Genomic DNA, 1191 nt, shown 5'->3' with positions numbered 1-1191 from the left:
GATTACTTTTTAAATAAGAATTTTAGGATATCAGTAAAAATATAAAATATGAAAGATTTTAATAGCTTACAGATTGCTGTGGCCGGAACAGGCTACGTAGGACTTAGTATCGCAACACTTTTAAGCCAGCACCATAAAGTAACTGCAGTTGACGTAATACCTGAAAAGGTAGAGAAAATAAACAACAAGATAAGTCCTATACAGGATGACTATATAGAAAAATATCTCGCAGAAAAAGAACTTAACCTGACTGCAACGCTTGACGGTGCAGCTGCATATAAGGAAGCCGACTATGTGGTTATAGCAGCTCCGACAAACTATGACCCTGTGAAGAATTATTTCGACACAAGTCATGTAGAAGAGGTTATCGACCTTGTGCTGGATGTCAATCCTGATGCCACGATGGTGATAAAGAGCACCATACCCGTAGGTTATTGCCGAAGCCTTTATGTTAAGTATGCCGAACGTTTCAAGAACGACGCAAAGCTGCAAGGCAAGAAGTTCAACCTGCTGTTCTCGCCGGAGTTTCTGAGAGAGAGCAAGGCACTGTATGACAATCTTTATCCCAGCCGTATCATCGTAGGATATCCTAAGCATATTGCAGGACGTGATGACGAGAACGAGGCTATAAAGGCCATTGCCGGCGATAATCTGGAGGAGAAAGCCAGGACATTTGCCGAACTGCTGCAACAGGGTGCCATAAAGGAGAACATCGACACACTGTTTATGGGACTCAAAGAGGCAGAGGCTGTAAAGCTGTTTGCCAACACATATCTGGCTCTGCGTGTAAGCTATTTCAACGAACTTGACACATACGCAGAAGTGAAAGGACTTGACACTCAGGCTATCATTCAGGGAATATGCCTTGACCCGCGAATTGGCACACACTATAACAATCCGAGCTTCGGCTACGGCGGTTACTGCCTGCCGAAAGACACGAAACAGCTGTTGGCAAACTATGCAGACGTTCCGGAGAATCTGATACATGCCATTGTTGAAAGCAACCGCACACGTAAGGACTTCATTGCCGATCAGGTGTTGAAGATGGCAGGATATTATGACTATTTCAACCGTGGCGACTTTAACCCTGCACAGGAGCATCCTTGTGTTATAGGTGTTTACCGCCTGACGATGAAGTCAAACAGCGACAACTTCCGTCAAAGCTCAATACAGGGTGTAATGAAACGTATT

At 44.2% G+C, this 1191-nt stretch carries 1 protein-coding gene; it reads left to right on the top strand.

Translation table 11 applies throughout. The features are described 5' to 3' along the window. Positions 1–48 precede the first annotated feature (48 nt). The coding region (locus tag QVO66_RS03920; RefSeq protein WP_288172561.1) for a 3-hydroxyacyl-CoA dehydrogenase NAD-binding domain-containing protein at positions 49–1191 on the top strand (1143 nt) is incomplete at its 3' end.

Origin of the sequence: Prevotella sp. CAG:255 (assembly GCF_000431195.1) — a bacterium.
Lineage (GTDB): Bacteria > Bacteroidota > Bacteroidia > Bacteroidales > Bacteroidaceae > Prevotella > Prevotella rara.
The sequence above is the reverse complement of the archived record's forward strand: the minus strand, read 5'-3'. Positions and strand labels throughout refer to the sequence as shown.